Consider the following 11,997-nt stretch of genomic DNA (forward strand, 5'->3'; position numbering starts at 1 on the left):
GTGCATGGCGAGCAAAGACGAACTGGGCCGCTCGGGCGAGCGGCGTGCGGAAGCACACCTGCGGGCCTGCGGCTACGAGATCATCGATCGTAACTGGCGTTGTCGCCGAGGAGAGATCGACCTCGTCGCGCGTGATCGTGATTGGGTCGTCTTCGTCGAGGTCAAGACACGCTCGGGCGAGCGTTTCGGCCACCCCTTCGAGGCGATCGACGTGCGCAAACGCCGGCGCTTGAGGGCGATCGCACATGAGTGGGTGCAGGTGCGTGGTGCCGCCGTCGGTCGTCGATCGATCCGTATCGACGCGATCGCGATCACCGAGCTGCCCGGCGGGAGCAGCCGTATCGAACACCTCCCGGACATCTCGTGATCGCGCGCACGTGGGCCGTGGGGCTCGTCGGTATCGACGGCATGATGGTGGAGGTCGAGGCTGATCTGTCCGATCAGCTTCCCGACTTCCGCATCATCGGCCTTCCCGACAAGGCGCTCGGGGAGGCCGTGCAACGGGTGCGGAACGCGTGCGCGAACAGCGATCTTCCCCTCCCACGGCGTCGCATCACCGTGAACCTGTCCCCGGCGAGTCTTCCCAAGCATGGATCGGGTTTCGACGTGGCGATCGCGCTGGCGGCGTTGGCGACGGAGCTGCCGATCGAGCGAGAGCGGTTGGCGCAGACAGCCCACATCGGGGAGCTGGGCCTGGACGGGAGGCTCCGCCCCGTCGTGGGCGTGCTGCCCGCCGTCGCCGCGGCCATGCGCGCTGGTGTGCGGACGGTCATCGTGCCGCGTGCCAATGAGAGCGAGGCGGCGCTCGTGCCCGGAATCACGGTGGTCGCCGTGGACACCCTCGCCGCCGCCGCCGCGCACTATGGTGTGGACGTCGAGGTGCCAGAGGTTGATCGGATGCCCGACCGGGTGTCCGAGGTGACCGCAGAAGAGCAGCCGGATCTCCTCGAGGTCGTGGGGCAGGACGAGGCCGTCGAGGCTCTGGTGGTCGCCGCCGCCGGCGGTCACCACATGCTCATGACCGGGCCGCCCGGAGCGGGCAAGACGATGCTTGCCCGGCGACTCCCGGGAATCCTGCCCGATCTCGACGACGAGGCGGCCCTGGCCGTGGCCTCGATCCGCTCGCTCGCGGGCACCGGCGTATCCTCGCTGTCCCGGACGCCGCCGTTCGAGTCCCCTCATCACACGGCGAGCGCAGCGGCTCTCGTGGGCGGTGGTTCGCGATCGCCTCGGCCCGGCGCGATTGCGCGCGCCAGCGAGGGTGTCCTCTTCCTCGACGAAGCTGCGGAATTCGCGACGAATGTGCTCGACGCGTTGCGTCAGCCATTGGAGACCGGGCGCGTCACCGTTCAGCGGGCGGGGTATACCGCGACGTTCCCCGCGCGCTGTCAGCTGGTGCTCGCCACAAACCCGTGTCCGTGCGGCAATCGCGGATTGCGCTCCGCGGTCTGCGAGTGTCCGCCCGCCGCGCTTCGCCGCTACCGCGGACGGTTGTCAGGACCGCTGCTGGATCGCGTCGACATCGACGTGACCATGTTGCGAGTGACCCACGCGCACATCGCTGACGGTGCAGTCACCAGCACCGCACAGGCGCGCTCCCGTGTCGCAGCAGCGCGCGAGCGCGCCGCCCACCGACTGTCCGCGACTCCCTGGCGCACGAACGCAGAGGTGGCCGGGGCATGGCTGCGAACCGGCCCCTACGCCCCGCCGCCGCCCGTGCGCGCCCCGCTCGATGCGGCTCTCGCGCGGGGAAGTCTCACCCTCCGCGGCTACGACAGATCCCTGCGGGTGGCCTGGACCATCGCGGATCTGGATGCCGCGGACAGGTTGAGCGCCGACCACATCGGGCGGGCACTGTTCCTGAAGAAAGGGATCGCGGCATGAGGTGGGCGCACGCGACTCCGACGCAGGCGGCCGAGCTGCTGGGTGAGCTCGGTGCGCCGGAGCCGGCGGAGAGGGCTCTCGATCGGCTGGCGCGAGCCGCGTGGAGCGTGCTGATCGAACCGGGGGATGCGGTAGCGGGGATGCTCATCGCCGCGCACGGTCCGCGCGAGGCGCTCGAGCGAGCAGTCACGGGCGATATCTCGGGTGCGGGGATCGACCCCGAGGCGCAGCAGGCCGCGCTCGGACGCTGGCGACCACGCATGGCGGACACCGCGCTCGAATCCGTCCTCCGCGTCGCGCGTGCGGCGCGTGCACAACTGCTGGTGCCCGAGGACGCGGCATGGCCGGGCGCCCTCGCCGACCTCGGACCGCACATGCCGGTCTGCCTCTGGGCCCGCGGCGTTCCGGAGGCGCTGCGACGCACCGCAGGCACCGACTGGCATGTTGCGGAGTTGGAACTCGCGCTATAGCCGTAGTGGGGGACCGCCGAGTGGCTGGGAGTCGGGCGTATTGGGACGGACTTCCCGCTCGCGCGATGACCGCGACGATGCTCAGTCGGCCAGCGGGTCGTTGACCGACTGCCGCGACTGGGGGAACAACACGACGGTGAGGGTTATCGCGGTGCCGGCGCCGATCAGTTGTGCGGCGAGGAACGGGAGCACGGAGGTGGGGGCGATGCCGGCGAAGGTGTCGGTGAAGATGCGGCCGATGGTGACGGCAGGGTTGGCGAACGAGGTGGAGCTGGTGAACCAGTAGGCGGCGCCGATGTAGGCGCCGACCGCCGTCGCGATCACGGGTGCGGGCCGGCCGGTGCGGGTGAGCCCCATGATGAGGAGCACGAGGCCTGCGGTGGCGACGATTTCGGCGAGGAAGGTGGCCGGGGTGGCGCGGTCGGTGGTGGAGATCGCGGTCGGGGTGGCGAACATGGCATTGGCCAGGACCGCGCCGCCGATCCCGCCGGCGACCTGCGCCGGCAGATAGACCATGAGCTCCCGTGCCGGCAGCCCGGTGCCGGGGCGGCGGCTGAGGAGGGCGTCGGCGGCGGAGACGACGGGGTTGAAGTGTGCGCCGGAGACCGGGGCGAGCAGGACGATGAGGACGCCGAGGCCTAGCTGTAGCGACCCGGGACGTTGTGTGCGTCGCGGGTAGGTGAAGACCTCCGGGACGATGTGGGTATCTGACAACTCGCATCGGTGACCGGAGGTCTTCGTGGTTCACGCTAATGCTCATTTGACGCCGAGGGGGCGGCTTCGGCTTGCTCGTGCGGTCGTTGTCGGCGGCTGGTCGCTCGCCCGGGCTGGGGAACGGTTCCAGTGTTCGCAGGCGACGGCGAAGAAGTGGGCCGATCGATACCGGGCGGGTCAGCCGATGACTGATCGCAGTTCCCGTCCGTATCGATCGCCGACCCAGCTTGACCGTCGCACGGAGCGGCGGATCGTCGCGATCCGCTTCAACCGGCGGTGGGGTGCTCGGCGGATCGCCTGGCATCTGGGGTTGAACCCGGCGACCGTGGGTCGGGTGCTTGCCCGCTATCGGATGCCGCGGCTGTCGCATCTGGACCGCAACACCGGGCTGCCCGTTCGGAAGCCGAAACCGATCCGGTACGAGGCGGCCGCGCCGGGCGATATCGTGCATGTCGATATCAAGAAACTGGGTCGGATCCCTGACGGTGGCGGCCACCGGATGCTCGGCCGTCACGCCGGACGCCGCAACCGCCGCGCCGGGACCGGCTACTCGTTCCTGCACCACGCGGTCGATGACTGCACCCGCCTGGCCTACTCCGAAGAGCTCGACGACGAACAGAAGGACACCGCCGCCGGGTTCTGGATCCGCGCCCGCGCTCACTTCGCCGAAGCCGGCCTCACCGTCAAAGCCGTCATGACCGACAACGGCTCCTGCTACCGCTCCCACGACTTCGCCGCGGCCCTCGGCGAGGGAGTCCGGCACATCCGCACCCGCCCCTACCGGCCACAGACGAACGGGAAAGTGGAGAGATTCAACCGCACCCTCGCCGCCGAGTGGGCCTACGCATCGACCTACCTCTCGAACGCGGCAAGATCAGCCACCTACGCCGACTGGCTCGAGGAATACAATCACCGACGACCCCACACCGCCCTCGGAGGCCACACCCCCACCTGCCGCCTTCACAACCTCACGGGTCGCTACACCTAGGGTGGTCGCCATGAGTGACAGCGACGTCTACGTCAGCCCCACCCGCGTCCCTGCCGGCATCGCCCTCCTGCTCGCCGTGCTTGGCACCGCCGCCATGTACGCCGGCTTCGTGCTCGGGGTTCCCGCCGCCCTCGACGGCAGCGGCAGCGGAGCGGGTGGATTCATCGTGCTGTTCCTCGCCGGAGCCGCGCTCGTGCTGGCGGCGCTGGTGATCTCGATCGTCTGCCTCGTGCGCGGTCTCGCGCGCGGCATCGCGATCCTGGCGCTGGTCGTCGCGCTGGTGCCGGTCGTCGGCGTCGTGATCCTGCGGATCGCGGCGGTGTCCTAACCCGCGGCGTCCTGACCCTCCGCCGCCTTGTACACCTTCGACCGCGGCACATAGCGCGCGGAGTTGCCGAGCAACCCCGCGACCTCCTCGTCAGTGAGCTCGCGGCGCACCTTGCCCGGGATGCCCGCGACGAGCGACTGCGGCGGCACGATCGTGCCCCTCGAGCACCACCACCTCGCGTGCCGTGGCAGACCACGAGCACCGCCTTGCCGGGAAGTCGGTGGCGATGCGGGTCAGGGCCACGACCCCGTGCACAGCGACGGAGTCGAGCGACGCTGCGCCCGGATACTCCCGGTCGGGCCAGCGCGCGATCGCGGCGGCGGCCGAGGTGCCCTCCAGCTCGCCGTAGTCGCGTTCGGCGAGCTTCGGATACGCGGTGCCGAACGGGGTGTTCAGCCCTTCCGCGATGATGCGGGCCGTCTCGCGGGCGCGCAGGAGCGGGAAGTTCACGACCGCATCCACGGCAGTGAGCGCAGGGTCATCGGGGTATCCGCCACCTATCGGTGTCCGGTGTTGTTGAGCCGGATGTCGCTCGATCCCTGGATGAGTCCCTCGGCGTTCCAGTCGGCCTGACAATGCCGGATGAACGCGACGATCATGACGTGAAGGCACCGATCACGCCGACCACGGGTCCAGACCGCCCCGGAGCCCACGACGACGAGCCTCACGGGCGCCACCAGCAGGAGGAACCGCGCCCGGTGGGCGAGGCGCCACGGCAGCACGCCCAGGTATCGCCGCGCGAATTCCCGGATCGCGGGGGTCGTCGATCGTCGGCGTTGTGATCCTGAGGATCGCAGCGACCGCCTGACTTCGGGGTGCTCGCCGAACGCTTCAGTGCCGGGAACGGCGCCGGTGACCCGCCCCTGCGGGCGGCGCAGCATCTTTTACACGCTGGAAATGTTCAGGCCATGCCCGCGTAACGACAGCCAGCGAGCATGGATCGTATACAAAACGCGAGAGATCTCGTCATGATTGCCGCGAGAATTGAGAGGCTTATGAAGACTTCAAGCCACCGCGATAGGCGTCTCGCCTGGGCGGGTGCGACCATGGTGGGGATGCTGACGATCGCCGGTTGTGCGGCGGAGCCATCGACCGAGGAAGAGTCCCTTCCGGTCGTGGCGACACAGCTGAACTGGGTCACCAACGTGGAGTTCGCCGGAATGTGGATCGCCGAGAGCGAGGGCTACTACGCGGAGGAGGGCATCGTCGCCGAATGGCTGCCGGGCGGCCCCAACGTCTCCAACACCGTTCAGATCGTCGCATCCGGTGACGCACCGATCGGACTCGATACGAACTTCACCTCGTTCATCGACGCCGTGTCGGAGGGAGCCGACGTGGTGCTCGTCGGTGCTGTCTACCAGGAGAGCCCATTGGCAATCCTGTCGCTCTCCGAGAACCCGATCAACTCGGTCGAGGACATGATCGGCAAGCGCATCGGAAGCCCCCAGGGGCAGCAGCGTGAACTGGATGCCATCTTCACCATCAACGGGCTAGAGCCGGATTACGAGTTCGTGCCGATCGGCTACGACGTGCAAGCGCTCGTGAACGGAGACGTCGACGGGATCACCGCCTTCGCCACCAACCAGGGACTCATCCTCGAAGAGCAGGGTGTGGACTACACCAGCGTGTCGTGGCAGGACCTGGGTCTGGATGTCTACTCCAACATGATCTTCGTCGACCGCACCTACCTGGAAGAGAACCGCGACCTGGTTGTCGCCTGGTTGCGGGCTACCGTGAAGGGCTGGGAGAAGAACGCCGACGACCCCGAAGTGGCCGCGCAGCTCGCGGTCGACGTGTGGGGAGCCGACCTGGGACTCTCGCTGAGCCAGCAGATCAAGGAGAACATCAATCAGATCCCGATGACGACGAGCGATCTCACCGCGGAGTCGGGTCTGTTGCGGATCTCGGCGGAGGACATCGAGCAGAAGATGTACCCGATCCTGCGGGCTGCGGGCATGACCGATCTTCCTGATGTCGCGACTTACGTTGACGAATCGCTGCTCGACGAGGTCTTCGGCGGATCGGCAACCCTGCTCCGATGACTGTGCAGGACCTCGGTCCGGTCGGCACGGCGACGCGGTCCCGAAAGACCATCGAGATCGTGATCGGCGTGCTCCTCTTCGCCTCGGCGTGGGAGATCATCGGCCGGACCGGGGTCCTCTCCACCTCCTGGCCACCCCTCACCGACGTGTTGTGGGTGATCGTCGATCCCGCGCGTGCGCCGAGGTTGTGGGGGGCGCTCGGGGTGACCGTCCAGGAGGGGCTTCTCGGCGGCGTGATCGGAATCAGCGCCGCGGTGGCGACCGCGGTGCTCTCCCGCCTGATGCCGGTCACGCGTCGCCCGGCGGAGCGCTTCGCGGTTCTCGTCGAGGCGGTTCCGGTCGTCGCCCTCGGCCCGCTGCTCATGGTCCTTCTGCCCCGCGCCGTCGTGCCCGCGGCGCTGGCGGCGACAGCGGCCTACTTCGCTGCCTTTGTCGTCATCTGCTCCGCGCTGTGGACCCGACGGGCGGCGCAGGAGGACCTGTTTGCCGTACTGGGTGCCCGGCGGATCGCGGTGCTCGCGCAGCTGGAAGCGCCCGCGGCGCTCCCAGCGGTGTTCGCGGCTCTTCAGCTGGCGATTCCCGCGGCCCTGTTGGGGGCGGTGATCGGCGAGTGGTTCGGCTCCGCCCGGGGCATCGGGCCCCTGCTGATCAACTCGATGCAGAACTACGACATCCCGTTGCTGTGGGCGGCGGGGGTCCTGACCGCAGTGCCCGCCAGCATCGTCTACGGCGGCGCTGCGTCACTCGCCCGGCGGAGCGCGGCGAGGTTCGGGCTGTGAACGCGCGCGTGACGGCTATCGGGCGAGCGGTCGCCCGGTTCGCCTGGGACAACGTGGCGGTCGTGGCGATCGTCGCCGCGTGGGCGCTGTGGGTCGTGATCGGGCAGGTCAACCGGGTCGTCATGCCCTCCCCGGCGAGTGTTCTCGCCGACCTGGTCGGACATCCGGATGCGTATCTTCCCGACCTCACGGTGAGCGCCGGGCTGGCCGCGACGGGTCTCGTCCTGGGACAACTGCTTGGCATCGGACTCGCCATCGCGGCCCATCTCTCAGGAGTCGTGCGTGCGGCGGTGCGGCCCGCGGTGCTGATCGTCCGCGCTGTTCCCATGGTGGCGATGGTTCCGATCTTCGCGCGGATTGTCGGTTACGGAACGCCGACCGTGCTGGTCGTCGCCACACTGGTCGCGTATTTTCCAGCGTTCGTCCTGGTGTCGCGCGGTCTGGCCTCCGCCTCGCGCAGCAAGCAGGACCTGCTGACGGTGCTGGGAGCCTCGAGATGGACGAGGTTCCGGCGGCTCGATCTCCCGGCCGCGGTCCCTTCGCTCTTGGAGGCGTTCCGGCTCTCTGCGGTCGGGTCGGTGGTCGGGGTGCTGCTCGCCGAGTTCGTCGTCGGGTCGTCGGGTCTCGGGCAGCTCTTCGTGGTGTCGCGGGTCTCCTACGACATGTCGCGATCCTGGGGTGCCGCCATCGTCGCCACAGTGCTCTCTCTCGCATTCTTCGGGCTGGCTTCGGCCGTGACGCGGTGGCTCGAAGCGGCTTATCACGACGGCAGTAATGGGAAGGGATGATCGTGAACGACAACATCGACGAGGCTTGGGTACGGACGGTACCCAAAGCCGAGGTCCACGTGCACCTGGACGGATGCATCGACCGGGAGGAGCTGATGCGACTGGCCGGCAAGTACGGGGTGCCCCTTCGCCGACCGGCCGAGCAGCTCTTCGATTTCGACGGACTCACCGAATTTCTCCAGTTCCTCGACTGGGGTGCGTCGCTGGTCAGGACCGCCGACGACGCGGCATCCGTCGCCTATCGGTTCGCCCAGAGGCAGGCGGCCAGCGGCATCCGCTACACCGACGTGATCATCAACCCGACCCACTGGGAGGCCTGGCGCGGAAATATCGCGGGACTCGTCGACGCCCTCGACGCCGGATGGCGAGAGGCGGAACAGGACGGACTCCCGTCGACTGGCCTGTGCCTGAGCTTGTTGCGCCAGCAATCCGCCGCTGAGGCCGATGAACTGCTGGATTGGATGCTGGAGCGGGACCATCCGCGGGTGGTCGCCCTGTCGATCGACGGCGACGAAGCGGTTGCCGGGCGTGTGTCCGCAAGGTTCGCTGACACTTTCCGCCGCGCGGCATCCCGTGGCATTTACCGGACCGTTCACGCAGGGGAGTCCAGTGGTCCCGAGGGTGTCCGCGATGCGATCGACCTCCTGATGGCCGATCGTATCGATCACGGCTTCCGCGCGATCGAGGAACCGGCGCTGGTCGCCGAGATCGCCGACCGAGGCATCCCGCTCGGCATCTGCCCGGGGTCGAACGTCGCTCTTGGATTTACCGAGAGCCGGGCCGCGCATCCAGTCGAGGAGTTGCGGCAAGCCGGGGTGCGGATCAGCCTCAACACCGACGACGGCACTGCCCTGGGATCGATTCTCGACCAGGAGTACGCCGCGACCGCGCGGGCGTTCGGCTGGCAGCGCGATGACCTTCTCGCCATCGCGCGAACATCGATCGAGTCGGCCTTCTGCGACGATGACCGTCGTAGCGCGCTGCTCGCGGAGCTCGATGCGGTGGCAGCCGGCGAGGAGGCGCGGGCATGAGCGCGGTGGCGATCGTTGACGCGCGAGTGCTGACGATGGACGATGAGCGCCGCGACCTCGAGCGGGCGACCGTGTTGGTCGAGGACGGCGAGATCGTCGCAGTGGGATCGAACGTCGAGATTCCCGTCGGCTCGCGGGTGATCGAGGCGGCGGGGCGCGCGGTGATCCCGGGACTCGTGAACGCGCACACCCATGTGCCGCAGATCCTGCTTCGCGGCGGCTACTCCCACGATCGGCCACTCTACGAGTGGCTCTACAACGTGCTGTACCCGGGCCTGAGCGTGTACGAGAACGACGACATCCGGTGCGCGACCTTGCTGTTCGCGACGGAGGCGTTGATGAACGGTGTGACGACGATCGTTGACAACGAGGATGCTGGAACGCGTTCCATGGTCTCCACCGCGGCGAGCACTGTCGAGGCCCTCGTCGAGAGCGGCATCCGCGCTGTATACGCTCGCATGTTCGCCGACCAGCCTGCGCCGGGTTTCGAGGATTATCTCGGCGCGGTCCGTGCGAAGGCCCCGGACGTTCCGGACAGCGACATCTTCGTCGACACCGATCGCGTCTTGGCCGACCTCGATGAGATCGTGCGGAGGTACGACAGGGCCGGTGAGGGTCGGATCCGAGTGTGGCCGTCGCCGGCGATCCCCGGAATCGTCTCCCGACGCGCCCTGCAGCGGAGCCGACAGATCGCGCGCGAGCGCGGAACCATGTGGACGATGCACGTCGCCGAGGACGAGCGGGAGCGCGTGCAGCACATGATGGGCGCGGTCGAGTATCTCGACAGCGTCGGTGCGCTCGATGAGAGGTTGCTCGCGGCGCACTGCATCGACGTCTCCGATCGTGAGATCCGGTTGCTCGCAGAATCGGGCACCCGGGTATCGACGCAGCCGGCGAGCAACGCCTTTCTAGGCGCCGGGGTCGCGCCGGTTCCGCGAATGCTCCGGGCGGGCATCCCGATGGGGATCGGCACGGACGATGCGAACTGCTCGGATGCGGTCGATCTCTTCGGTTCGATGAAGCTCCTGGCGCTCCTGCACCGCGCGGTGAGTCGTGACCCGGGGGCGATCAGTCCGCAGCGGGTCGTGGAAATGGCAACGATCGAGGGAGCGCGGGTTCTGGGTATGGATGACCTGATCGGATCGATCGAGGTCGGCAAGCGCGCCGACCTCGTCATCCTTGATCTGGAGGAGCCGCGGATGACGCCCGCGGCCGACTTGTACGCGGCGCTCGTATTCTTGCAACCCACGGTCGCGGTACGTACCGTGATAGTCGACGGTCGGGTCGTCGTCGAACGCGGCGTTCCTACCTTCCTTGGCGCTGACGGCGACCTCGCGGCCCTGGTGCGGGAGGCCTCGGAGCGTTCCCGCGGCATCGCGGACCGCGCACGACTCCAGGTGGGCCGATGAACGCCGGCGCGCCTCTCGGGCGCAGCGTGCGGGTCGAGGCGGTCTCGAAGTCGTTCCGGCTGAAGCGCGGAGCGTCGGTCCAGGCGATCAAGCGGGTAGACCTGGAGATCGCCGAGGGGGAGTTCGTCGCGCTCATCGGCCCGTCGGGCTCGGGGAAGTCGACGATCTTGCGGATGATTGCCGGACTTGACGAGCCGACTTCGGGGTCCGTGACGATCGCCGGTGAGCATCCGCGAGTCCTCGCGCGCGATCATCGCCTGGGTGTCGCGTTCCAGGACCACGCACTGCTGCCGTGGTTGACGGTGCGCAAGAACATTGAGCTCCCTTTCCGAGTCGCGGGCCGTGACGTCGATCGGCACCAGGTAGATGATCTGATCGACTTGGTCGGACTCCGGGGCTTCGCCGATGCGCGCCCGTCCCAGCTTTCCGGCGGGATGCGTCAACGAGTCTCGATCGCGCGGGCTCTGGCTCTGGATCCCTCCGTTCTGCTTCTGGACGAGCCGTTCGGAGCGCTCGACGCGGTGACGCGACGACGACTCAATGTGGAGCTGCAGGCGGTGTGGACGCGGTTGCGCATCACGACGCTCCTCGTCACGCACAGCGTCGAGGAGGCGGTGTTCCTCGCCGACCGAGTCGTCGTGCTGAGCGCCAGACCGGCGCAGGTCGCCGATGTCGTCGAAGTGGGGTTCGAGCGACCCCGTGAGCCGGATCTGCTGCGGGATGATCGCTTGCATCGCATCGTCGACGGGCTGAACGCGCGACTGGACGCGACGGAGGCGGAATCGTCCGCAAGCGGGGGAGCATCCAGCTGAGGCGACCGGAACTCGGCATCTGGCGGGGTTGGTCCCTAGAGTGAGGAGCATGGCTTCTCGTGCTGGGCTTCCCCTGCGCGACGTGATTGCCGCCGCGATCCGGGGACGGATCATCGATGGCTCGTACGTTCCCGGCAGCCGGCTTCGCGAGGAGGAGATTGCTTCCGATTTCGACGTCTCCCGAGTACCCGTGCGCGAGGCCTTTCAGGTGCTGGAGCAGCAGCGCTTTCTCGAGTTGCGCAAATACAAGGGTGCAATAGTCGCCCAGCCCGAGTCATCGGGCACCCGCGAGCTCATCGCGATCCGCGCCGAACTCGAGGCGATGGCGGCGCGGCTTGCCGCGGCTGCCCACGGAGGGGCGATGGCACGCGAACTTCGATCTCTTACAGAAGAGGGCAGCACCCTCGACCCGGTGACCGAACCCGAGCGCCATTCGGAGCTGGTGGAGCGATTCCACGACACGGTGGCGATTGCTTCCGGAAATCGAGAACTCGTCGAGATGCTGAGGACGCTGCGCAGCCGCCTCAGTTGGATATTCGGAGCGGAGCTGGCTGCGCGCGCTGCCGGGTCGTGGGATGAGCATCGCGACATCTGCGCGTCGATTCTCGGCGGCGAGGAGGCCGCGGCTCATCTCATGCGCGAGCACGTCCTCGGCGACCTTGCGTTCTTCGACGAGCTCATCCGTCGCTGAGGTTTAACACGGCGGTAACACTCCGACGCCGGCCCTCTCCGGTAGGTCGTATACGATCGAG

At 68.1% G+C, this 11,997-nt stretch carries 15 protein-coding genes and 1 pseudogene; 12 read left to right on the plus strand and 4 right to left on the minus strand.

Annotated features, from left to right (window positions below; translation table 11 throughout):
• Nucleotides 1-4 precede the first annotated feature (4 nt).
• The 3 genes from ABD206_RS02785 to ABD206_RS02795 are packed head-to-tail and all read left to right on the plus strand — an operon-like array spanning nt 5 to nt 2,354.
• Nucleotides 5-367 (plus strand): YraN family protein, encoded by a 363-nt coding sequence (locus ABD206_RS02785; RefSeq protein ID WP_344068943.1) that lies wholly within the window; start codon nt 5-7, stop codon nt 365-367.
• On the plus strand, nt 364-1,884 hold the full coding sequence (locus ABD206_RS02790) for a YifB family Mg chelatase-like AAA ATPase (protein ID WP_344068946.1): 1,521 nt from the start codon (nt 364-366) through the stop codon (nt 1,882-1,884). Before ABD206_RS02785 ends, ABD206_RS02790 begins: the two co-directional genes overlap by 4 nt.
• Entirely contained in the window at nt 1,881-2,354 is a 474-nt protein-coding gene (locus ABD206_RS02795) for a hypothetical protein (RefSeq protein ID WP_344068949.1), read from the plus strand. Before ABD206_RS02790 ends, ABD206_RS02795 begins: the two co-directional genes overlap by 4 nt.
• Before the next feature lie 81 nt (nt 2,355-2,435).
• Here the strand turns inward: ABD206_RS02795 and ABD206_RS02800 are convergent, their stop codons facing one another.
• Nucleotides 2,436-3,053 carry an aquaporin gene (locus ABD206_RS02800; RefSeq protein ID WP_344071390.1) on the minus strand — a complete coding sequence of 206 codons (618 nt, stop codon included), beginning with the start codon at nt 3,051-3,053 and terminating at the stop codon, nt 2,436-2,438.
• A gap of 40 nt (nt 3,054-3,093) precedes the next feature.
• Between ABD206_RS02800 and ABD206_RS02805 the strand changes: the two genes are divergently transcribed.
• Both ABD206_RS02805 and ABD206_RS02810 read left to right on the plus strand, forming a co-directional pair.
• Nucleotides 3,094-4,056: an IS481 family transposase gene (locus tag ABD206_RS02805; RefSeq protein ID WP_195691676.1), complete on the plus strand. Its 963-nt coding sequence runs from the start codon at nt 3,094-3,096 to the stop codon at nt 4,054-4,056.
• 10 nt (nt 4,057-4,066) lie between these two features.
• A complete protein-coding gene (locus ABD206_RS02810; RefSeq protein ID WP_195691675.1) occupies nt 4,067-4,384 on the plus strand; it encodes a hypothetical protein in 318 nt (105 codons plus the stop codon).
• On the opposite strand, the pseudogene ABD206_RS02815 reads toward ABD206_RS02810, so the two are convergent.
• The 3 genes and pseudogenes from ABD206_RS02815 to ABD206_RS02825 form a co-directional block, all read right to left on the minus strand.
• Nucleotides 4,381-4,542: pseudogene (locus tag ABD206_RS02815) on the minus strand (gamma carbonic anhydrase family protein); the annotation flags it as partial. The gene ABD206_RS02810 and the pseudogene ABD206_RS02815 sit on opposite strands and share 4 nt — an antisense overlap.
• Nucleotides 4,475-4,996 carry a histidine phosphatase family protein gene (locus ABD206_RS13620; protein WP_374198017.1) on the minus strand — a complete coding sequence of 174 codons (522 nt, stop codon included), beginning with the start codon at nt 4,994-4,996 and terminating at the stop codon, nt 4,475-4,477. The gene ABD206_RS13620 and the pseudogene ABD206_RS02815, both read right to left, overlap by 68 nt.
• The gene (locus ABD206_RS02825; protein WP_267189647.1) at nt 4,882-5,265 is read right to left on the minus strand and encodes a histidine phosphatase family protein; all 384 of its coding nucleotides are present in this window, start codon (nt 5,263-5,265) and stop codon (nt 4,882-4,884) included. Before ABD206_RS02825 ends, ABD206_RS13620 begins: the two co-directional genes overlap by 115 nt.
• Nucleotides 5,266-5,379: 114 nt before the next feature.
• Between ABD206_RS02825 and ABD206_RS02830 the strand changes: the two genes are divergently transcribed.
• Genes ABD206_RS02830 through ABD206_RS02860 form a run of 7 tightly spaced genes read left to right on the plus strand, consistent with a single transcriptional unit; the run spans nt 5,380 to nt 11,936 of the window.
• On the plus strand, nt 5,380-6,426 hold the full coding sequence (locus tag ABD206_RS02830; protein ID WP_195691674.1) for an ABC transporter substrate-binding protein: 1,047 nt from the start codon (nt 5,380-5,382) through the stop codon (nt 6,424-6,426).
• The gene (locus ABD206_RS02835) at nt 6,423-7,205 is read left to right on the plus strand and encodes an ABC transporter permease (protein WP_195691673.1); all 783 of its coding nucleotides are present in this window, start codon (nt 6,423-6,425) and stop codon (nt 7,203-7,205) included. Before ABD206_RS02830 ends, ABD206_RS02835 begins: the two co-directional genes overlap by 4 nt.
• Nucleotides 7,202-7,993: an ABC transporter permease gene (locus ABD206_RS02840; protein ID WP_195691672.1), complete on the plus strand. Its 792-nt coding sequence runs from the start codon at nt 7,202-7,204 to the stop codon at nt 7,991-7,993. The genes ABD206_RS02835 and ABD206_RS02840 overlap by 4 nt, the downstream gene beginning before the upstream one ends.
• Nucleotides 7,994-7,995: 2 nt before the next feature.
• Nucleotides 7,996-9,024 (plus strand): adenosine deaminase, encoded by a 1,029-nt coding sequence (gene add / locus ABD206_RS02845; protein WP_228178106.1) that lies wholly within the window; start codon nt 7,996-7,998, stop codon nt 9,022-9,024.
• Nucleotides 9,021-10,433, plus strand: a complete 1,413-nt coding sequence (locus ABD206_RS02850; protein WP_195691670.1) for an amidohydrolase family protein — start codon at nt 9,021-9,023, stop codon at nt 10,431-10,433. Before add ends, ABD206_RS02850 begins: the two co-directional genes overlap by 4 nt.
• On the plus strand, nt 10,430-11,245 hold the full coding sequence (locus ABD206_RS02855; RefSeq protein ID WP_228178107.1) for an ABC transporter ATP-binding protein: 816 nt from the start codon (nt 10,430-10,432) through the stop codon (nt 11,243-11,245). Before ABD206_RS02850 ends, ABD206_RS02855 begins: the two co-directional genes overlap by 4 nt.
• Nucleotides 11,246-11,294: 49 nt before the next feature.
• Complete coding sequence (locus tag ABD206_RS02860; RefSeq protein WP_195691669.1) at nt 11,295-11,936, plus strand: GntR family transcriptional regulator; 642 nt, start codon at nt 11,295-11,297, stop codon at nt 11,934-11,936.
• Nucleotides 11,937-11,997: the final 61 nt, after the last annotated feature.

Origin of the sequence: Microbacterium sediminicola, assembly GCF_039531125.1 — a bacterium.
Classification (GTDB): domain Bacteria; phylum Actinomycetota; class Actinomycetes; order Actinomycetales; family Microbacteriaceae; genus Microbacterium; species Microbacterium sediminicola.